Here is a 20,840-nt window from a genome sequence, read left to right on the forward strand (position 1 = left end):
CTTCCAAAAGGGGACCGTCGAGCCAAAGCCACCCTACGGGCGGAAGTTTCTCAAGGAAGAAGTGTTCGACAAGCGGGCCCCCTTTTGGAAGTTCCAACTGGGTAGGCGTTGTCAAGGTCTACGAGCTCTGTGCTTTTTCTTCTCACCAGCTTTATTGGTTCGTCGATACCTTTTAAAACTTAGGATGATCATAACTGCCGCATAAATTGTGAATAGGAAAGGACCTGCCAGCCCGTGTTTGTTCACATAGGCTAACAGGTCCTCTCTTGCTTTCCAGTCCAGCTATTATAAAAGCGGAGACAACAGCCGCGTCAACGATTCCAGCAAGCGCAAACGCAGTGGTCGGTTCACATACTCTCCCAATGTCATTTCCCGGCAATCAGCCAGATCGGAGACGAACAGTTCCTCCAGCTCCTTTGCCATCTGCGAATCGTACATAAACGCATTCGTCTCGAAATTCAGCTTGAAGCTGCGAATATCGACGTTGGCCGTTCCTACAGACGACAACTGGGTATCGACCACAATGGCTTTGGCATGCATGAAGCCTTTTTCGTAGAGGAAGCAGCGCACACCGCTCTTTAACAAATCGCCGAGATAAGAGTGGGTCGCCCAGAATACCAACAAATGATCCGGCCTTCCCGGGACCATCACCCGCACATCTACCCCAGACATTGCCGCCATTTTTAGTGCGGTCAGCATACTTTCATCGGGAACGAAATAAGGCGTCTGCAAGTAAATCTTCTTTCGTGCCTTGTAAATCATCTTCAAAAAAGCATGCTTGATTTGCTCTTTTTCCGAGTTTGGCCCGCTCGATACGATCTGAACGCCAATCGTTCCCTCAGCCTCTTGAATCTCAGGAAAATACGCGAGTGACTCATGCATTCTTTTCGGTGCAGACAAATTCCAGTCCAGGAAAAAGCGTGCTTGCAGCATGTACACCGCTCTTCCCTCTATCAGCAAATGGGTGTCACGCCAATACCCCAGCTTCTTATCCTTGCCCAAGTATTCATCCCCGATGTTGAAGCCTCCGATATAGCCAATCTTGCCATCAATAATCGTCAGCTTGCGATGATTCCTGAAGTTGACCCGAAAATTCAGGAACGGAATCTTCGCCGGGAAAAAAGAGGCGACTTCTCCCCCTGCTTCTACCAATGGGCGCAGAAACTTGGATGAGATACCAGAAGAACCTACCGCATCATAGAGCAGTCGAACCTCGACGCCCTCCTTTGCCTTCTTCGTCAACAGTTGAATGAGCTGTTTCCCTAATTCATCGTCATTCAAAATATAGTAGAGCAAATGTATATGCTCGCGTGCTTCTTCCATCTGTTTGAACATGAGGTTAAACAGACTATGGCCTTCCTTAAAAACCTGAATGGTATTATCCTGCGTATAATACGCTCCATCACTTACCACGTTCATGAAAATCATGTCGCGGTGTCTCTCCATCTCAGGGTCGTTGACCTGCAGTTCACCATGGGCAAGCAACTGCTTTTGCCTATCGACCGCAGCTCGAAAATGGGAAAACTCCCCTTCCTTGAGCCGATACAGCTTTTTCTTGCTCAGCTTATGTCCAAAAATCAGGTAAATAATAAAACCGATGCCCGGCAAAAACAGCAAAACCATCAACCAGGCCCAGGTTGCCGCAATGTTACGCCTCTCCATGAAAATAAGAACGGCACCCAAAATCAGGTTACCTATTGTTACTATCGCAATTATCTTTTCAGACAACGCCATCACACCACATCCAGCTCTAGGATTCCTCCCATATTACAACATTTACTATCGGGATTCATCCTTCCTATCCATCTAGTTTATCCTATGTTGCCAATAGTTTTCCGTTCTTCATGATACATTTGTCGTCCAAATACACATCCGGCTCTTTGACAACCAGATCAATATGTACCCCTGCGACAATCGTCCCGCCAAACGTATTGTTGCTACCAAAGGCTACGTGAATCGTTCCGTATACCTTCTCGTCCTCCAGCACAACTCCCGTAATACGCGCCTTGTCATTCGTTCCGATTCCGAATTCACCCAGCATCCGCCCGTCTTGGTCTCCAAGCATTTGCAGGAGGCGTTCAGCCGATGTTCCTTCTGCTTCTGTGATCCGACCATTTTGGACCGTCAGCAACAGTGGCGAATCAATTTTTCCGATACCCGCGATGGAGCCATCGACGAGGATTTGTCCCTCTGCTGTTCCTTCCAATGGGGCAATATACGCTTCTCCGGAAGGCAAATTGCCCGATTCTCCAGGATTGACGTACATGCCAGTACTCGGCACCCCATTGCGGTCTGCGATGGAAAACGTCAGTGACTTGCCCGCTTTTTCGATTCGCACGGTACTTGCTCGCGTTAGCATCTCGGTCACGCGCTCGGTGAGTGCCTTTACTTGTGTATAGTCAGCGGAAATCGCTCCTGCAAGGAACATGTCTTCCGTAATAGCTGGCATGGTAGCCAGTCTTGTACCATTTGCTGCTGCTTCTTTTCGTGCTTTTGTATGCGTCAAAGAGTGCTGGGTCACACATACCACCACATCTGCGCTCTTCATCGCCGCTGCAACAGCTGCAGGAGGCTCTTGACCGGACTTTTCCCGCTCCTGCATGACCATCAGCATTGCTTCTGCCCCTAGCTGTTTACCGGCTTCCCAGATCGCTTCACCGATGTCCCGCTTCCGCTCGTCGGCCACCACCAAAAATGTCTCATTTGCTTGCAATGCAAGGCAATTCATCAAAATGGCTTTGCTGGATTCTATCAATGTCATGTAAGAATCATCCTTTTCGTCTATCTTATGGTTAGGTTATATCCACTTTTTTCTTGCAAACTCTTCTGTCTTCGCTAGATTGGATCGTTAGTCCTGCCCTTACCCTGTTTATCGGAATCTTCTTGCTTTTGCTGTTAAATTTAGTATGATTAGAATACAAATGAAAACGCTTAAGACAATGAGGTCTTCTACCCGCGCTTTATCAATAGGCGTGGGGAAGGCCTTTTTCTTTTGAAAAAATGATAGCGTTTTCATTTGGGGGATCGAGAAAAAGAAGAAGGGGATGACAACCATGTCACACAGAAAAGCACAACCCAAAACGTGGTGGCTGACCATGCTGATGATCGTCGCTCTGCTCGCGATGCAGATGCCAGCTTTGGCCAAGGACACCAACGTGCAGATGCTCGACAAGGGGAAATGGGCACCTGCGACTTATCAAGCCGTCCACGAATTGATTGAGAAAAACGGCATCAAGAGTGCCTCCTACAATGCCAAAAAGAAGCCGTATGCCGTTTTTGACTGGGACAATACGAGCATCATGCATGACACTGAGGAAGCGCTGTTTGTTTACCAGATCAACCATTTGGCTTACAAGCTCACTCCAGAAGAATTCGGGAAGGTCATCCGTACGAATGTACCAGAGGGACCGTTTTCCGATTCGTATAAAAATGTCGACGGCAAGCCTGTCACACTCGATGCCATCGCGACTGATCTCGTAGCCGACTACACGTACTTATATCAAAATTATCAAGGTTTTAAAGGAACGAAGTCGCTGGAGGAAGTGACAGCAACAGAGCAATTCGCAGATTTCAAAGCCAAACTGTTTTTCTTGTATGAAGCGATCAACGATACGCACAGCACCTCGATTGGCTATCCATGGATCCTCTACCTCTTCACGAACATGACAGTGGAAGAAGTGCAACAATTGGCGGAAGCATCCAATGATCACAGCCTGGGCATGGCGATTGAAAAAGTAAGCTGGACGAGCCCGAAATCGTTGGCAGGCAAAGCAGGTGTGGTGAAAGCCTCCCATACAACAGGACTGCGCCTCACTCCCGAAGTAGCAAACCTGATGAACACGTTGCGTGCCAATGGCATCGACGTATATGTCGTGAGTGCCTCCCTGGAGGATGTCGTTCGTGTTTTTGCCACTCTCCCGAAATATGGCTACAATCTCCCAGCGGAGAACATCATCGGCATGCGTCTGAAAACAGAAAACGGACGGATTACGAACGTGTACCAGCCTGACTACCCGATCACGGTAGCCCACGGCAAGACGGAAGTGATCCAGAATGTATTGGTGAAAAAATATGGTCATGGCCCTATCTTCATCGCGGGCGATAGCAACGGTGATTTCGAGATGATGACAGAGCTGGACAGCGTGCAGCTCTCGCTCGTCGTAAACCGCGTCAAAGGCGGCAAAATTGGGCAGCAAATTACCAAAGGTGCTGAGCAGATGGGCAAAGCAAACCCGACGGTAGTCCTGCAAGGACGTGATGAGAACACAGGCATGTGGATTCCGAGCGAAGCGACGATCCGACTCGGGCAAAAAGAGCCGCAGTTGGTCGCGAAATAAACAGGAAAAACCGCCCTTTGTACGGGGCGGTTTTCTCTTTATGGATGAGTAACGGGAATTCTCCACTCGAGTGGATATTTTTTTTGAACAGCATCCAGTCGTAGGGTGAGCTTCTCCGGGAGCTTGGTTATTTCGTCTTCTTCCGAGTTCCTGCTGTCCTCCAGTAAAAATTTGTATGTTACTCTCTCGCGTCCAGACTGGTCAACGGGTCCCGTGGATTGAGTACTCCTTCTAGCACGGTAAGTGGTTCCCTTCCCGTCTTGCGCTACCCACCAAGGCAAATAAATATCGGAAATATCTTTGGATAGTACCTCGACTTCCATTTCTATTTGCTGTTTTTCCGAATATTTATCTTTTGCCAGCTGGACGCCTTTCACCGTGAAGATATCTTCTCCCACTTGTTTCATTACGGGCTTCTTGTTCAACTCATCTGGCCGGAAGGTGACACTCATATCATACGGTATTGCCTTGTGGAAGCTGTTTATGACAAGCGTCTTTGATTTGCCTTTTGGCAACGGATCGTCGTCCATAATCCAGTGGAAATGTCCATAGCGATCAATGGGATGGGATCTTTCTTTGCGCCTTTCCTTCCCCTTGCTGCCATCTGCCTCCTCGTAATAATATCCCAGCATATATTGCTGATACGGAAGAAATGGAGCATAATCAGGGTTCGTCGTCTTTCCGGTTAGCTTTTTCGCTTCTTGTTCCAATTGTTTTTTGGCCGCCTCTGTCCATTGTGTTTCCAACTCAATTCGGGTGGTCGTTGGCGTGTTGACGATCTGATGTAAGGTCATCCTCAATCCATGCTTCGTCACTTGCGTTTGATTGACAGGCAACACAGTCGTTGCGGCCGTTGTTTTTGCCATCGTAATCGGAACTTGCAGCTTCCAGTTTCCTTTTATATCTCCAATTTCATCAAAGTGCATCGACAACGTTTTCGGAAGGGGCTCTTGTCCTTTTTCCCCAAGGATAAACCGGATGAATCCGACATTATCTTCAAAGGCTGTTCCCCACTTGTCAGAAATGACCGTCCCTTTGGCATCCAACAATTCAACTCCATTGAATTGAGAGTTACTTGCTGTCTTCCATTCAGGCCCGAGCTGCTGGCCATCCGACTGTTTTATCATTAAAGCTACTATTACCTGCGCCGGATCAGCAATGATTTCCTTTACCTCCAAGGTAATCCCCTGATCCGTAACAGAAAGATTCGATGTTTCGGAGAAGCCTTGTCTCGCCGCCTGTTGCAGTCCTTCGTCGTTGAACACACCTTGTGCAAAGATCGATTTGACATAGGCCGCAAACGTTGGGGACACTTGCATGGTTCCGAGCAGCCCGAGTACGACAGCGGAAGCGATGCCGATGGAAGCCCATCTTTTGCTTCGGTAAAACGGACGCCTTCCCACCTGCAACGCGTTATTCTGGCTTGGCATTTGAAAACTCGGCGTCTCGACAGCTCCCGCTACTTTCCTAAGCGTCTCTTGAATTTGCCGCTCCTCGTTAGTCATGCGTCATTGCCCCTTCCCGCAAAAAATCAGATGGAATGCATTCCTTGTCCAATTGCTGCGCAATCAGCTTCCTGGCCTTGTGCATCCGTGATTTGACCGTCCCCTCAAAGGAACCCGTAATTTTGGCGATCTCCGACACGCTGAAGCCCTCGTAATAGTAAAGAATAATAACCGCGCGATGCTCCGCCTTCATGCTGCGAATCGCCTGCCATATTTGATGCTGCTCCTCTCGCTGGATCACGTTGTCCAGCGGCGTTAACGCTTCATCCGGGATCATCTCCTCATATTCCACCACAGGCTTCTGCTTGCGTACCAGATTCAGAGCCCGAAACGTAATAATCCGGTATAGCCAATTGCGAAAGGCCATTCCCCGTTTTTTATCGAGTCGGTCTATGTGCTGATACGCTTCGATGAGCCCTTCCTGAACCGCGTCCTGTGCCAGATGCTTGTCATGAATGATCAAGTACGCTGTCCGATATGCCATCGCCAGATAGGGCTTGACCAATTGTTCAAAGGCCTCAGGCTCGTTCTCTTGGCATTTGGCAATCAACTCCCACTCATCCACAGCGTTCCCTCCCCTCGTTTTTCTCTACTGTATATTCACGAGAACGCGGAGTTTGGTTCACGTTACTTAGGCGAAAAAATATGAAACATGGAAAAACCCGTCCCCTGAACAGAAACGGGTGAATACTATTACAAGCACTTTCCACCTAAAGGCTAAGTTTCATTTTTTCCTCGATGTTTATTACGTCCCACTTATAAAACGAAGATCTCTGTAAGGTGAAAAGGAGATTTCCTGCATACACTTTTCGAATTCTATTATTTTCATCGTAATCTATTATTAGAAACTCTGCGATTAACTTAATATGATCTCCGGTTCCTTCGACTTGTCTAACTGAAACTTCTGGTGACTTTAGATTATTCTTAGCGGCAAATTCAAAATAGGAACGAATTAATTCAATTTGATCTTGTTTCATTTGCACGTGGCTTTGTGTGCCATTTGCTATATTGTCTATGACGGTCCTTACTGTATTTTCAGGAGAGTATAGAGTTTTTAGGATAACCCCCCCTGCAATAGATATTATGAAAATCGCGATGACTATTTTTTTCACTTCCATTCCTCCTCTATAACAGGTCGAGAGAGTAGGGAATACAGTAAGAAACTAAAATAAAAAATACAAAATCAATGCGACCACATACAATTGCCATACTTTCATTTTGAATTTGATACATACCATTTCCAATACGCCCGATAAGTATTCACAACATTTAAGTAATAGCCAAAAAACTCCCATACCAACGACTATGGCGAAATCGAACGGGCTGAGTCTGCTCTCGATGAAGTTATACACTTTCGTGATATGAAGGAAAATCACAAAGACGAGGAATGAATAGTATTGCATGGAAAACAACCTCCCCCATGTAATTACAACCAAGCAGATGGCCTTTTTTTCATTGCCACTATCGGGATTAATTTCGCAATTGGAGGTCATATGTAACCAAAAAGACGCGAGAAATCGCATCCTTAACGCAGGCTTCTTGTTACCTTGTTGAATATGCCCCCTGTTAAACCATTGGATACATGACGAAAACGGTACTGAAATATTGATTCCTTAGACTATCCTCCTGTATTACTGGGTCCAAATTTTTAAATTCTTCTGTTTCTAAATCTTCTTCATTTAAGACAACATCTCGCCAAAAACCTAAACCTATCTCAGGAAAAGCGTATCTGTCGCCCCACTTTGCACCTTCATCCCGCGTATAATTTGATATCTTATCGATTTTTTCCGCTAATTGTGTCGCCTTTGTATGAACCACATCGATACCGTAAACAAAACAACTGAATCCTCCGCTGAAATTGTATGTATCTATGGGAACTTCGATAAAACTCACTTTGTTCTCCTCATACTGTATCAGAAATGTCACATATTTCAGCGGCCATTCTTGCTCATAAGCCTTTACTTCTTCCCTAGTCATTCCTAACTTTATGGGGCCAACCCCTATTCCCGGCTCTACGATAATGTCCTCCATCGCAATCCCTCTCCATCCTTTTATTTCGAACTTGATACAAAACTTTTCCAACACGCCAGATAACCATTCACAACCTTTTAGTAATAGCAAAAAAACTCCCATACCAATCCGTTATCTTCTTTTTCTATCTACTTCGTAATAATCTTGCGGTTGAGAGAGACTTTGGGGTGCTAATTGGGAGAGGAAGCAATGAGTTGTTCAACTTCGTTTCTAAGTTCTGAAATATTCTGCCCTGAATAACTTTCCTGGAGGAAATAAAGTGAGACTGTATATACATCTAGTCTTTCATAATTAGGGTTATTTTCTTGAGAAATAACTTCAGCTTCGGCTATGATATCTGCATTTTCAGCTAGACCCTCCACGTCAGTGAATGTCTCGGTAAACATTGCTTCACCAGAAACTATTCTATAATCTGAATCACTGGAATAAAGGAAATTTTGATTTCTTAAGTCACCTATATAGTAAACAGCAAGTCCTGCAATTGTTATAAAACCAATAGTAGCCAATGCTATTTTTTTTGTGGATTTTAAATTCTTAATGCTAATCATTAGCAATCTCCTTCCTACAAAAAGATAGATAGAATAGTTTGAACCCATCTAAGTTACTAAAGCGATTGATCAGTTTCACGATGCAAAAAAATAAAATATAAACCGAACCTTTTTCCGCTAAAGAGGCAATATAGTGTGTAAGCTGCTTATTCAAAGAACAAATAGAACAATCCGATTCACATTATTTACAACAAAAAAGGAGCGAAGTAATTATGAAAAAACGATTAATTGGTGGAATCGTTGCCACTGCGATTTTGATTCCAGCTGCAGCATTTGCAGCTTCTGGCGTGATTGACATGCCTACAAGAACACCGATGACTGCTGAACAAGTCAAGGTGGATGAGGTTGGCAAATCAACACTTGAGAAGCTGTATCTCGCATATCCTGAAACAAAATCGTTTGAGATTATCGATGCAAGCAACGTTCAAGGTGATGTATCCAAAGGGAAAAATGTAATCAACGTGAAGCAAACAAGTATCGTACTACAGGAAAAAGGAGGAACCGGCAAAAAGATTACCCTCCATACAAACGGTAGTACGGGTGAGATTGAACACGTGATTCAAGAGAATTGGGAGCCTAAGGAGAAGTCACTCATTACTTTAAGCGATCAGGAAATCAAGGCGAAGGTAACTGATCTTATTGATAAAATGTATGGCAACGTCGAACAATACAAGGTTGCTATCGAGCAAATGGAGAATCCAAACCAAAAAACATGGATGTTGAATTACACCAATGAGATGTTCGATAAACCGGTCTTCCAGGTTTTTGTTCAGGACAATACCATTAGTCTTACTAAGATCGTAGGTATTCCTACAGCTGATACACCTTCTGATACACCTTCAAACATTAAAGTGGAAGGCCTATTCTCTTTAAATGGTAAGCCTGATTATACTGCTGATAACTTTTTAAACGATGAAAAACTGTTTGCTTTACTAAAAATGAGCCCGACAGAATTAAAACAAGAATTAGCAAAAGGTAAAACTGTTGTGGAGATTGCAGCATCTAAAAATATCACGAAACAACAAGTAACTGATGTGATTGCAGAAACACAGGCTAGAGGACAACTTCAAGGTGATGGAGTAGCGATCACCGAGAAAGCACTGAAAGAAATGATGGAAGCAGTTGAACCAAAAGTATGGCAAATTATTGAACACAAAACGGAAACGGAATGGTAGAAAAACAGAGTCAACTGGGGTACACAAGTAAAAGAGAAGAGGCGGGAGAACCGCCTCTTTTTTTATGCAGTAATTTTTCAGAATTCAGGCCACAATAAGCCAGGTAGTCTAGCTTATTGGACTCGAAGGGTAACATACTTTACTGGGCTTTCTTTTGAATCAAACGTAAATCTCAGTAGGTTTCCATTGTTTTCATATTCCAATATAAACGTATGATCACCCGAGTCATCCATAAACTCTCTAGAGGGTTCTCCTAAGGTTTTTTTGATTTCCTCAGGTTTTCCAGTCATTCCAACAGTCTTTGGTTCGGCATTCATTAGGAGCTTGTTGGCAAGGCGATGTCCAGCATACGCTCTATTTGCCGAAGTCCAAAAAAACAGGTAAGAAAAAGATGGCATACTTCGTCGTGTCCATCGACGACTATTCTCGCTACATCGTACATGGGCAGTTTTACCTTGAAGAGCGTGTCCCAAGATTAGAAGACTGCTTAAAGAAAGCGATCCTCAAATGATTTATGTCGACAATGGAGCAATCTATTCCTCCATCCATTTTGCACGCATTTGTGCTCGCCTTGGTACTTTTGTTGACCAGAGTTTTGTTCCAGAAACCTAAGACCTTATCGAACAGGGAAAAATTCAGACCTTGTAGGATTTGAACCGTTTTTTTACTGCATGGTTGGAAGTCGCTTACCATCAAAAAGTGCATAACAGTTTCAAACAGCGTCCGGCAGATCGTTACCATAACGCAACGGATGAACGTCCGTTTTCACTTGAGTGGATTAGAAGTTCAGGAAACAAGAGACTATATTGAGCACCAGTTGGCCCTGGTAGGCAGCGAGCATCCCGTGTTCACCACAGAAGCAATGGACAATATCCATGCCCATATAGCTTGTTTGCTCGATGCCGTCTTGCGACATTGGTGGATGCCATGCACGTGTCTCAGATTTTAACGGAGTTTAAAGACTAAGGTATGGTTGAAGTACGGTACAATTCCACCAAAGAACGTTAGGTGGCAAATAAGACACCCTATTTCTTGCTTAAAATAAAAGGGGGACATAAAAACATTTCTTTCTTAAATCATTCTAAAAACCTTTCAGTCTGATTACCTTGATCGCCTTATTATTCTGCTTTTGCCATTACACTGGTAGTATAAACTGATTTGTTATAGCCAACATGATCACGAATTAATGAGCACTTTCCTTAAATGCTTTTATTCAAGATTTATAAATCAATAGGGCGCTCTTTCAACTTTGTACCACTCTGTTTTGCCCAATAAGGATATTAATTTGTCTCCATCTTCTTGTTTGTAGGAATCAAGATTAAAATGAGGAGTTATGTTGAATGGTTTGATGTAGTAACCCCCCTCTTTGGTTGCGGCGTACATTATATATTTGGCCTCTGCCGCACCTTCCTTCGTTCCATATTCAAACTGCAATATAGACAGGGAAGCAATGGTTCCTTCAAAGTCGCTTATTACCCCTTCATGTATCCAATTCAGGATTTTGTTTAAGTCTGGATCTTCGAAGTACTCAGCAATTAGTTCTGGTTGAGCTTTTATCGAGTCTTCACGATAGAGTTGTACCCATATTTCTTTTGGAAAAATAGATTTCAAATTTGTTTCGCTCACCGGGGTACCAGTACGTTCGGAGCACCCCATGATCAACACAAAAAAAGAGATCAACCCAAAAAATAAGGTTATATATCGAGCATGAATCATATCTTATCCTCCTCTATGTGCGGAAGCAACCTTCACTCTTTAATGAAGGTTGCTTCCCAATCTTGTTATGTCCAATCTGTTCCCCAATATCCCTTAAATATTTGATAGAACAAATAGTTACCTCCACCGATTGTTGGGAGCAGATTAATGTCCAAAGCATGAGGTGTATATTTGTACAACGCCCAAGTTCCCCAGTTCTTTGTCCAGATGTAGTTTTTGTAGGTTACACCGTTTGAAGTAACAGTTTTGTTATAATTGATACCACTAAACAGGGCGGGTTGAGTAACAGGTGCTTGCGCCCAGAGGTCCTTGAACAGTTTTGTACCTTTGTCGATTTGAACATCAAAGCCGCTTGTCAAACACAGGCTAGGAAGCTATCAAAAGGTTCCTAGCCATTGTTGCTTTTATTATTGAGCCACATATTTTAGGTAAATAGTTTCGGTGTGATCTATACCTTCCTCATCAGTCCAATCAATTTTGAAAACAGGATAGTCACCAAAAAAAGATTTTACTTCTTCGTCCGTTACTCCATTCTTAAAATCATTTTTGGTGCTATCCGTGTTAGGTACATCTTGAAAGATGATGATATAACCCTCTTTAAAATTGGGGGTTTGAACACTACCTGTTTGTTGACTTGTTTGGGTTAATTCAGAAATAAATTTAAGCTTCTTAACATCACCATTTCCTAAATACTTAATTTTACCTACAAAGCGTGCACCATTTTCTTTATCGTGAAAAATTTCAGTAACTCCATTCCAATTGTCAGTAGCTCCTTCGTACTTGTAGGACCATTCCTTTTCGGAACAAGCACCGAGTAAAAGAAGTGGGAGAATAAGAAATACTAGTATCGTTTTTTTCAAAGGTAAACCTCCTATCTCAAAGTATGATTAAGTCTATGCTACAGCAAGTATTATATTCATCGTAATCCATTCTATTAGTTTTCAAGTTTAAAGATATGAAATCAAATGAACGGCCTATCAAAGACCGTTCACTTTCATGTTGGAATCTTACCAAGCTATACTCCCTACAGAAACCGTGCTATAGATGGTACCCGTTGACGTTCGTGCGGTATAAGAAGTTTTTAGACGGGCTCCAAATCCTCCAAGCTGATTATCAATGCGGACATAATCCCATGATGGTGACTTAACATAACTTTGGCCCCAGGAAGGAGGAAAGTACGTTTTTGGATCGCTATAGTTCATGTATTTTCCAGTAGATTTACTATTTCCAGTAGCTTTTGCAGTGAATTCTCCAGACTTTATTGTTAAACCATTCTTGTCTAGTAAATCCCATCTAGCCTCATAACGTGTAGCTTTACCCCACACATCAATATTATTTTCCTTAATAATGCTTGTCCACATCCAAACTGTTTGTTGAAAGTTTAGAGCTGGGTTAGAATCTTGGTCCCGATTGTCATATCCTGAAGGATCTGAGACTGCATAAAGTACGTAATCACTAATTACCTGGTGACCTACTTGTCTTTCCATCAATTTTTGAATTGTATAGTGGCTATATTTAGTAAGGTCTTTAACTACATTCCCTTTCTCATCTTTTAACTCGAATTTCACGTTTTTAAAGTCATAGTCTTTTTTTCCTATCAAAGCATCTTTACGAAGTTCTTTCTCTGATTTTATCTCAGTTTTATACAGCAACTTTTCTTGCTTTTCAGCTGCATATCCATGACCAAATGAAAGTGTTGAAGCAGCTAAGACTAATGCACAAATCATACTTGCAATAACCTTTTTCATTGTACAACCTCCTTGAATGAAAATGAGTAGAGTTAACTCATGGTGTTTACCATGAAATGCTGCCGCTACCAACAATAACAGTGCTGTACAGTGTACCGGTGGATGTACGAGCAGTGTAGGAGGTTTTCAATCTAGCACCGAAAACACCATATGAATCGTCAATCCGAACGTAATCCCATGTCGGCTTCTTGACATAATTTGTCCCCCAAGCTGGTGGGGTGTACGTTTTTGGATCACTGTAATTTAAGGTTGTACCATTAGATTTACTTCTACCATATGCTTTCGCTGTAAATTCTCCTGATTTTATTGTTAAACCGTTTCTATCTAGTAGATCCCATCTTGCTTCATAACGAGTAGCTTTTCCCCAAACATCTATATTATTTTCCTTAATGATGCTCGTCCACATCCAAACAGTTTGTTGAAAGTTTAGAGCTGGGTTAGAATCCTGATCGCGGTTATCATAATCAGACGGATCTGAAACTGCATAAAGTACATAATCGCTAATTACCTGCTGACCTACTTGTGTTTCCTTTAATTTTTGAACGGTATAGTGACTATATTTAGTTAGGTCTTTAACTACATTCCCTTTCTCATCATGTAACTGGAATCTAATGTCCTTAAAGTCATAATCTTTTTTTCCTGCCAACGCATCTTTACGAAGTTCTTTCTCTGATTTCATTTCAGTTTTATACATCACCTTTTCCTGCTTTTCAGCTGCATATCCGTGACCAAATGAAAACGTTGAAACAACTAAGGTCAATGCGCATACAATACTTGAAATAACTTTTCGCATACCTCAACCCCCCGACCAGAATTTTACTCAAGGTAATAGCATTTAGATTGAATTACCAGAATGTACTGATCCAATTGCTGGCTTAATGCTACGACTTCATCATTCAAGAAATCATTCTTCTCTAAATACATTTGCACCAATTGTTCTCGCAATTGTTCCACAATGTTTTTCAAATGATCAATATCGTGATAGGTTACTCCTTCCCGATCTAGAGGTAGCGTGATACATTTACTTATAGGAGCTTTAACTGCTCCTCCTGCGGGCGTTCCTTTAACCTGTCGAAGGGGTGGAACGCCCTTTTTAAATGCAATTGCTGCTATAAGACTCACCCTACTTCCTTTACCACCAGATTATTCGTGGCTCCTCTTTTTAGAGATGTTCTTAGATTTCTATTGCTTCATAGATTATCACCCCCAACTCCTTATTTTGAGATTTGTTACATAATTAACCATAAAATGATATGCGAGTTTTTACCAACTGCAAAAAACGGAATAAAAAAACATCCTGACAGAGGATGTTTCATCAACCTACGATATATTCACAATGACCTAACAGTATACTAGTCACCTAATTTGTTTTGGTTACCTATTCGCTTATTCATATTCCCTAACCATCCAAACAGTGCTATGTATGTAAGGGTCTCGTCGTGTCGATTCGTCAAATCCGCTAGTGAAAGGCAATATATCGTTTCTTCAATTCCTCTCTCTATCCTTCCCTTACCAAACTCATAAATAGCCATCTGATATCGAAACCGAAGATGTCGATCCAATCCTATTGCTTCTGTAAATTGATCGAAACTAGAAATTTGGGAGGCAAAGCGCTCTAAAATCTCATCCACGCAAAAATGGTAGGTGTTAGCGGATTTCATAATGGCATTTAAACCAGCAAGAACTTCATTGGTGGGAAGACTATCGAGATAGTCAGCGTACTCTTCAATGATGCTACTATTGCCAGACAACACCTCCAATGTGTAGGAGTTCGCCTTTGCCCATACCTTGAATCTTTCTACCTCTTTACGTCCGTCTTCATCAAGTAATTCAAACCATCCTAAATCAGCGTAAACTTGCACATACTTCTTCGCCTCTTCATACAGTCCTTGCATTTCCAGTGAAACGCTCTTATATAAATGGCCCAATCCGTAATAATAGACAAGATGGCGCTCCGTTTTCAGAGATTCGCCTTTTTTGTTTCTTTTCATCCTGTCCAATTCATGCCTGTAAACAGTGTCTGCCAGAAGCCTTAATTCGTCTGCGTACTGCTCTGATCTTTCCCACTTTTGCAAAGCGAAACAGATCTTCGCCAATTGGTATAAGGCGTCGAGTTGATAGTTTTCAGGAAGCCGGTTTCGGTAAGGAGAAAACCGAATGACATTCTCCCAATTTTCTTCTGCATTTGTCCCAAGTACAACACGAAATAACCGATACTGACTCATTACAAAGTGGTCAGAGTAGCTATCTTTTTCATTCTCAATCACATATTTATAAAAGGGCACCGACTCTTTCAGTTGCCCTTTCTCATATAGCTGTTCTGCAAGGGCAAAAAGAATCATGACGTTTTTCGGATCCTCCATCATTTGGGGGACAGTAGCTTCTATGCAATCCTTTCGCCCAACCTCCACGCATCGAATCAAGTATGGTATTAATCGGGGGCGCGATATTCTCCCCTCTAATATGCATTCTTCCGTGTATAATTCATACAACCAACCCGGATCGTGACCAAACACCTTGGCTAGCGCGTCTAACTGACCAATGGTGATTGCACGCGGCGGATTACCATTGAGAATCTCGCTCAAACTCCCGGGGTTAATGCCCGTTAATTCACCCAGCTTGCTTAATGTGTAGCCATGCTTTTTCCGATTTTGTTCGATTTCTGACCGCAGCGACCGATACAATGTCCCTTGCGCCCCCCATATAGCATAATTCCCTTGTTTTTTATTTTATGAATTTTAAAGGAACTAGCAGTTTCTAATATCCAAATAGAAAAATATCCTCTAATTCGGATATTTTTAGCCTAACATATATCACCCTGCCTACTTTGTTGCTTATCCACTAACGACTTTGATACCCACACCCATAATTTGAACAAACTGCTATAATTGTTATAGTTTTTAGTAATATCCGATAAAGAGAGACACTGAAACGTTTCATTAAGCCCCTCTGCATACTTCTCTTTTTCTAGTAAGTATTTCGCCATTTCATTCCGAAACTGGATATGTTCACTCATGCCGATAGCGTCTATGCGTCCTATGAAACTATCTATATTTTCTGCAAACTTATCAAATATTGAATCGATGGAAAAACCATGTTCATTGGCCGCTTTCACAATTGTTACTAAACCGGAAAGTATTTCTTTTGGATGATCATCCAGGAATTGAATATACTCAGGGATGACGTCACCATCCCCCATCAGGATATTCAATGTGTACAAATTGGCTGTTGCCCATGTTCGAAATTTCTGCACCTCGATTTGTCCAACTTCATCCAAGAGTTCAAACCAGCTTAAATCAGCATATCCTTCAACATATCGCTTCGCTTCTACATACAACTCCTGTTTTTCTAATGCTATACTTTTAATGAGAAATGATTGTCCATAGTACACAACCAGATGACGTTCTGTTGCTAACATTTCACTCGGTATGTTGTTTTTTCGCCTCCGCAACTCATCCTCATAGACAATTGTAGACAATTCTCTTAATTCATCTGCATAATGCTCCATTTGCCTCCACTTATGCAACGTATAACAAACATTGGCCAATTGCAGAAGAGCATCCAACTGGATATTTTCCGGTAAGCGCCTTCGATACGGATCAAATCGAATAACTGCTTTCAAATTTTCTTCAAAATTCGTTCCTTGTACGACTATTCGAAAGAGCCTGTACTGACTCATCACAAAGTGGTCAGAAAAGCTATCTTTCTCATTCTCAATGACATATTCATAAAAGGACACCGATTCTTTCCGTTGCCCTTTCTCATATAGCTGTTCTGCAAGTGCAAACAAAATTGAGATATTTTTCGGATTCTCCAGCAATATGGGAACGGCAGCCTCTATGCAATCCTTTCTCCCAACCTCCACGCATCGAGTCAAATAAGGAATTAATCGTGGGCGCGATATTCTCTGCTCCGATAAACATTCTTCTGTATACAATTCATATAACCAACCCTGCTCACGTCCAAATACCTCAGCGAACGCATCTAATTGCCCTATGGTCATAGCCCTCGGGGGATTTCCATTTAATATCTCACTCAAGCTACCGGGGTTAATGCCCGTTAATTCACCCAGTTTGCTTAATGTATAACCGTGCTTTCTCCGACATTGTTCAATTTCTGACCGCAGTGACTGATACAATGTCCCTTGCAGCCCTACCATAAAGGTTCATCCCTTCGTTTTTACTTTATTTTACATTTTTTCGAAATACACTACTTTACCTTCCTAGCATTTCGTCATCTAGTTCATAACATTTTGACCTAGGAGTCAGCAGATACCCGGACAATGGGGTAACGGAAGGGTTTTTGGGGCCTTGAGGTGTGAGAAGAAGTAACCTTATCCTTACTTTTCCGTTTTCAATCTGTTTTGTGCAATGACAATATATTTATCCAATTGTTGGCTTACAGCCAAAACTTTATCATGTGAAAGACCATACCTTCCTGCCAATTCCATCATTTCCTGTCGTAGCTGTTCAATTCTATTATCCAACTCTAAGTGGCAACCGATTTCCTTTACCATGCCCCGGATCGTACACTTACTTTTAGGGGCTGATGCTGCTCCTCTTTTGGGGGAGTTTCCACTGTGAAAAGAAACATCCCTATCTAAAATATTTGCGATAGCAGTAATGTCCAACGCCCCCTCTCTTTTACATTTTATTACATATATTTACTATACAGGGATGTGCAGAAATTCACCGATTAAGAAAAATTGAATAGAAAAAACATCCCATCGGAGGGATGTTTTGGGGGGAGAACACTCTATTTAACAACCAGAATCCCAGTAAAATTCCTAAGCATCAGTTCCATGCTGATTTGCCTTGGCTGTATACATGTTGGAATGGCTTGAATCAAAATCAATCGGGATACCTGCGAGAAGTCCAAACGTAATAAAAAATGCGAGAATAAGTCCCTTCATCTTTTTAATCCCCCTCTTTCTACTTTATAACATTTTACATGCAACAATCTGGGTAATGCTAAATCCTAAGCATCAGCGCTATTCTCTAACATAACTATAACTGTTGCAGTGCATCTTTGAGAATGTAATACTAGGTACCCCTATGTAGCTTTGGATAATCAGATCGCTCTTTTACCCGTTACAATTGTTCGATACTGTTCCACTTGTGTTGTGGATGCATACTGCCGATATTCTTCAAATAATGCTACGCATTTAAGAGTATCGTCATATCGATTCATCAAATCTGCTAGGGAAAGGCAACGTAAAGTTTCTTCGATTCCTCTTTCTATCCGTCCTTTATCAAACTCATAAATGGATGTCTGATATCGAAACTGGAGATGTCTGTCCAATCCAATAGCCTCTTTAAATTGACCGAAACTAGCAATATGCGAAGAAAAACGTTCTAATATCTCATCCACACAAAATTGGTACGTATTAGCTGATTTCATAATAGAAATTAAACCAGCAAGTATTTCATTCGTAGGAAGACTTTCAAGATAGTCTGCATACTCCTCAATAATGCTTGTATTGCCAGCTAGTACCTCTAATGTGTATAAGTTTGCCTTTGCCCAAACACGGAACTTTTCTACCTCTTGGTGCCCGACTTCATCCAGTAATTCAAACCATCCCAAATCAGCGTAACCTTGTACATATGTTTTTGCCTGTGCATACAGGCCTTGCATTTCCAATGCCGCGCCCTTGAATAGGTGTCCTATTGCATAATAAAAGACCAAGTGCCTGTCTGTCTCAGGTAACTCACTCTTTTTGTTTCTTTTCAACCTATCCAACTCATGTATGTAAATCGTTTCTGCAAGAAACCGCAACTCATCTGCATACTGCTCTGATTTCTTCCATTTCTGTAAAGCGAAACAAACCCGCGCTAATTGAAATAAAGCATCCAACTGATAGTTCTCAGGAAGCCTATTCCGATAGGGAGCAAACCGAATAACTGCCTCCCCATTTTCTTCAGAATTGGTCCCGAGTGCAGCCCGAAACAATCGATATTGACTCATTACGAATTGGTCAGAATGTCCATCCTTCTCGCTATCAACGACAGCCTGATAAAAAGGTACGGACTCTTTTTGTTTCCCACTTTCATATAGCTGTTCCGCCACTAAAAAGAGAGTCGAAATATTTTTAGGGTTGTCCAACAATTTAGGAACAACCTCTTCGATGCAATCTTTCCGCCCAACCTCCGCGCATCGAACTAAATAAGGTATCAACCGAGGGCGCGATATTCGCCCCTCTGTTATGCATTCTTCCGTATACAATTCGTACAACCAACCTGGCTCGCGACCAAACACCGCCGCTAGCGCATCCAATTGACCAATGGTCATAGCCCGCGGTGGATTTCCGTTCAAGATTTCGCTTAAACTCCCATGGTTGATTCCCGTTAATTCACCTAATTTACTCAAGGTATAGCCGCACTCTCTACGGTGTCTTTCAATTTCTGACCGCAGCGACCAGTGCATCGTCCCTTGCAGCCCCCCCATAAAGAATCAACCCCTACTTTTTTCCTTAATTTTACAACAAAATATATTTTTTTGATAGATTTTTCTTTACAATCCTTAACATTTCTGTAATCTAGTTCGTCACTCTTCGCACAATTCCTCCAATGTCTTACAGGTGTTTGCACTTCGTGACAATTACACTCAGTTGAATCAGCTTTCATGCGAATACAGCCTCGAAACTCTACTTTTGAAGCGCTCCCGCTATTTATTTCGGAGCGAACAGTACACGCCCTCAGCAGGGCGTAGGCCGAAGCGTAGACTGGAAATCCGCTTCTTCCCCACCACTACAGTTACTTATAGCCACATTGTAAAAAAAGCTCCGCCAAGATATCTGGCGAAGCTTTCATTTTCATACTGTGCTTATGGCATAGCTACTTTCATAACCGCACGAACGGAATCTGCGGATTTATCCAAAGCCGCTTTCTCAGCAGCAGTCAGATCCAGCTCGATGACTTGCTCGATACCATTTCCACCCAAGAGAGTTGGTACGCCCAGGTAGATATCGTTGTAGCCATACTCGCCTTGGAGCAAAGCGATGGATGGCAGGATGCGCTTCTGGTCTTTCAAGATCGCTTCTGCCATTTCTACCAGAGCTGCCGCAGGTGCATAGTAAGCGGAACCGTTGCCCAAGAGAGCTACGATTTCGCCGCCGCCTTTGCGTGTACGCTCGACGATAGCGTCCAGACGATCTTGTGGGATCAATTTTTCCAGTGGGATGCCGCCAGCGTAGGAGTAACGCAGGAGTGGTACCATGTCGTCACCGTGACCGCCCAATACGAAGCCTGTTACGTCATTCACGGATACATTCAGTTCCATCGCTACGAACGTACGGAAGCGAGCTGTATCGAGTACACCGGATTGACCGATTACTCGGTGTTTCGGGAAGCCGGACGTTTTGTAGAATGTATAGGTCATCGCATCTACCGGGTTGGACAGGATGAGTACGATGGAGTTTGGTGCATATGTTTTCACTTGCTCAGCAACCGAGCGCATGATGGCTGCATTCGTTGCTACCAAGTCGTCGCGGGACATACCTGGCTTGCGTGCAATCCCTGCTGTGATGATTACGATATCGGAGCCTTCGATGTCTTTGTAGTCAGAAGTACCTGTGATGCTAGCATCGAAGCCGAGAACTGGAGAAGCTTCCATCATGTCGAGTGCTTTCCCCTTCGTTGGGTTTTCCAATTGAGGGATATCGACCAATACGATGTCAGCCAGCTCTTTTTGCGCCATGATGAACGCAGTTGTCGCTCCAGTAAAACCACTACCGATTACGGCTACTTTTTTTCTGCGAAATGTCATGCTGAATCCTCCTCGT

Annotated in this window: 20 protein-coding genes; 2 read left to right on the forward strand and 18 right to left on the reverse strand. The window is 42.7% G+C overall.

The window, feature by feature from the left end; all coding sequences use genetic code 11:
* Positions 1-285: 285 nt before the first annotated feature.
* On the reverse strand, positions 286-1,734 hold the full coding sequence (gene cls, locus HP567_RS00855; protein WP_173610355.1) for a cardiolipin synthase: 1,449 nt from the start codon (positions 1,732-1,734) through the stop codon (positions 286-288).
* An 82-nt stretch (positions 1,735-1,816) separates the two neighbouring features.
* Positions 1,817-2,761: an aminopeptidase gene (locus HP567_RS00860; protein ID WP_173610354.1), complete on the reverse strand. Its 945-nt coding sequence runs from the start codon at positions 2,759-2,761 to the stop codon at positions 1,817-1,819.
* A 292-nt stretch (positions 2,762-3,053) separates the two neighbouring features.
* Here HP567_RS00860 and HP567_RS00865 point away from each other — a divergent pair, with 292 nt between their 5' ends.
* The gene (locus HP567_RS00865) at positions 3,054-4,337 is read left to right on the forward strand and encodes an HAD family hydrolase (RefSeq protein ID WP_173610353.1); all 1,284 of its coding nucleotides are present in this window, start codon (positions 3,054-3,056) and stop codon (positions 4,335-4,337) included.
* A gap of 38 nt (positions 4,338-4,375) precedes the next feature.
* On the opposite strand, the gene HP567_RS00870 is transcribed toward HP567_RS00865, so the two are convergent.
* The 5 genes from HP567_RS00870 to HP567_RS00890 form a co-directional block, all read right to left on the reverse strand.
* Entirely contained in the window at positions 4,376-5,842 is a 1,467-nt protein-coding gene (locus HP567_RS00870; RefSeq protein WP_173610352.1) for a DUF4179 domain-containing protein, read from the reverse strand.
* On the reverse strand, positions 5,835-6,407 hold the full coding sequence (locus HP567_RS00875; protein WP_173610351.1) for an RNA polymerase sigma factor: 573 nt from the start codon (positions 6,405-6,407) through the stop codon (positions 5,835-5,837). The genes HP567_RS00870 and HP567_RS00875 overlap by 8 nt, the downstream gene beginning before the upstream one ends.
* Before the next feature lie 145 nt (positions 6,408-6,552).
* Positions 6,553-6,954, reverse strand: a complete 402-nt coding sequence (locus tag HP567_RS00880) for a hypothetical protein (protein WP_173610350.1) — start codon at positions 6,952-6,954, stop codon at positions 6,553-6,555.
* A 454-nt stretch (positions 6,955-7,408) separates the two neighbouring features.
* Complete coding sequence (locus HP567_RS00885) at positions 7,409-7,873, reverse strand: hypothetical protein (protein WP_173610349.1); 465 nt, start codon at positions 7,871-7,873, stop codon at positions 7,409-7,411.
* Between the two features lie 170 nt (positions 7,874-8,043).
* Positions 8,044-8,421, reverse strand: a complete 378-nt coding sequence (locus HP567_RS00890; RefSeq protein ID WP_173610348.1) for a hypothetical protein — start codon at positions 8,419-8,421, stop codon at positions 8,044-8,046.
* A gap of 212 nt (positions 8,422-8,633) precedes the next feature.
* Here HP567_RS00890 and HP567_RS00895 point away from each other — a divergent pair, with 212 nt between their 5' ends.
* The gene (locus HP567_RS00895) at positions 8,634-9,596 is read left to right on the forward strand and encodes a hypothetical protein (protein ID WP_173610347.1); all 963 of its coding nucleotides are present in this window, start codon (positions 8,634-8,636) and stop codon (positions 9,594-9,596) included.
* Positions 9,597-10,823: 1,227 nt separating this feature from the next.
* Here the strand turns inward: HP567_RS00895 and HP567_RS00905 are convergent.
* From HP567_RS00905 to mdh, 11 genes are all read right to left on the reverse strand, one after another.
* The gene (locus HP567_RS00905) at positions 10,824-11,312 is read right to left on the reverse strand and encodes a hypothetical protein (RefSeq protein ID WP_173610346.1); all 489 of its coding nucleotides are present in this window, start codon (positions 11,310-11,312) and stop codon (positions 10,824-10,826) included.
* A 407-nt stretch (positions 11,313-11,719) separates the two neighbouring features.
* On the reverse strand, positions 11,720-12,172 hold the full coding sequence (locus HP567_RS00910) for a hypothetical protein (protein ID WP_173610345.1): 453 nt from the start codon (positions 12,170-12,172) through the stop codon (positions 11,720-11,722).
* Between the two features lie 147 nt (positions 12,173-12,319).
* The gene (locus tag HP567_RS00915; RefSeq protein WP_173610344.1) at positions 12,320-13,060 is read right to left on the reverse strand and encodes a hypothetical protein; all 741 of its coding nucleotides are present in this window, start codon (positions 13,058-13,060) and stop codon (positions 12,320-12,322) included.
* Positions 13,061-13,106: 46 nt separating this feature from the next.
* Complete coding sequence (locus HP567_RS00920; RefSeq protein ID WP_173610343.1) at positions 13,107-13,853, reverse strand: hypothetical protein; 747 nt, start codon at positions 13,851-13,853, stop codon at positions 13,107-13,109.
* Between the two features lie 23 nt (positions 13,854-13,876).
* A complete protein-coding gene (locus HP567_RS00925) occupies positions 13,877-14,182 on the reverse strand; it encodes an aspartyl-phosphate phosphatase Spo0E family protein (protein ID WP_173610342.1) in 306 nt (101 codons plus the stop codon).
* Between the two features lie 230 nt (positions 14,183-14,412).
* Complete coding sequence (locus HP567_RS00930) at positions 14,413-15,765, reverse strand: helix-turn-helix domain-containing protein (protein ID WP_173610498.1); 1,353 nt, start codon at positions 15,763-15,765, stop codon at positions 14,413-14,415.
* A 98-nt stretch (positions 15,766-15,863) separates the two neighbouring features.
* The gene (locus HP567_RS00935) at positions 15,864-17,219 is read right to left on the reverse strand and encodes a helix-turn-helix domain-containing protein (RefSeq protein ID WP_173610341.1); all 1,356 of its coding nucleotides are present in this window, start codon (positions 17,217-17,219) and stop codon (positions 15,864-15,866) included.
* 180 nt (positions 17,220-17,399) lie between these two features.
* Complete coding sequence (locus HP567_RS00940; RefSeq protein ID WP_173610340.1) at positions 17,400-17,690, reverse strand: aspartyl-phosphate phosphatase Spo0E family protein; 291 nt, start codon at positions 17,688-17,690, stop codon at positions 17,400-17,402.
* A gap of 156 nt (positions 17,691-17,846) precedes the next feature.
* On the reverse strand, positions 17,847-17,972 hold the full coding sequence (locus tag HP567_RS29800) for a hypothetical protein (protein WP_255675221.1): 126 nt from the start codon (positions 17,970-17,972) through the stop codon (positions 17,847-17,849).
* Between the two features lie 158 nt (positions 17,973-18,130).
* Entirely contained in the window at positions 18,131-19,504 is a 1,374-nt protein-coding gene (locus tag HP567_RS00945) for a helix-turn-helix domain-containing protein (RefSeq protein WP_142497484.1), read from the reverse strand.
* A gap of 378 nt (positions 19,505-19,882) precedes the next feature.
* The gene (gene mdh, locus HP567_RS00950) at positions 19,883-20,824 is read right to left on the reverse strand and encodes a malate dehydrogenase (protein ID WP_015893779.1); all 942 of its coding nucleotides are present in this window, start codon (positions 20,822-20,824) and stop codon (positions 19,883-19,885) included.
* Between the last annotated feature and the right edge of the window lie 16 nt (positions 20,825-20,840).

This window comes from Brevibacillus sp. M2.1A, assembly GCF_013284355.2.
Taxonomy (GTDB): Bacteria; Bacillota; Bacilli; order Brevibacillales; family Brevibacillaceae; genus Brevibacillus.